Raw genomic sequence first — 716 nt, 5'->3', positions numbered from 1 at the left:
GGAAGGGCCGCCTCCGGCCGGAGCGGCGGGCGGGGGTGTGGAGATCTGGGCGAGGGCGGCGGTCGCCGTGAACTGCAGGGCGAGGACCGCGAGGCGTCTCTTCATGGCTCCACTTCAGATGCCACGCTTGAAAAGGATGTGAGGCCGCGCGTGCAAACATTGTCCGTTCGTCAACGAGGGCACCGGAGTGTGGGTGGGCGTGCTCTAGCATGACCGCATGCACCGCCTACTGGACACGATGAGGGTCCTGCGCTCCCCCGGGGGCTGCCCGTGGGACCGCGAGCAGACCCACCTGAGCCTGCGCCCGTACCTGCTGGAGGAGGCCGCCGAGGCCGTGGACGCCCTCTCGACCGGCGACGACGCGGCCGTCGTGGGCGAGCTCGGGGACGTGCTGCTGCAGGTGGCGTTCCACAGCGTCATCGCCGAGCAGGAGGGCCGCTGGAGGTACGCGGACGTGGAGGACGCGATCGTGGAGAAGCTCGTGCGGCGTCACCCGCACGTGTTCGGGAGCGTGACGGTGCGCGGCGCGGACGAGGTCGTGGCGAACTGGCAGGCCATCAAGGCGCGCGAGCGCGGCGGACGCGAGAAGACCGCAGCGGAGCGCGTCCCCTCGGCGCTCGGGGCGCTCGCGCGGGAGGCGGAGCTTCAGAAGGTCGAGGAGCGGGAACGCGGCGAGCGGCCCACGGAGACGGACGCGGCCCGCCGCGCGGTGACGG

At 72.5% G+C, this 716-nt stretch carries 1 protein-coding gene; it reads left to right on the top strand.

Features of this window, described 5'->3' with window-relative positions:
- Positions 1-217: 217 nt before the first annotated feature.
- Positions 218-716, top strand: a 499-nt coding sequence (locus DEIPI_RS30565; RefSeq protein WP_084474214.1) for a MazG family protein, incomplete at its 3' end; no start/stop codon positions are given.

This window comes from Deinococcus pimensis DSM 21231, assembly GCF_000519345.1.
Lineage (GTDB): Bacteria > Deinococcota > Deinococci > Deinococcales > Deinococcaceae > Deinococcus_A > Deinococcus_A pimensis.
The sequence above is the reverse complement of the archived record's forward strand: the minus strand, read 5'-3'. Positions and strand labels throughout refer to the sequence as shown.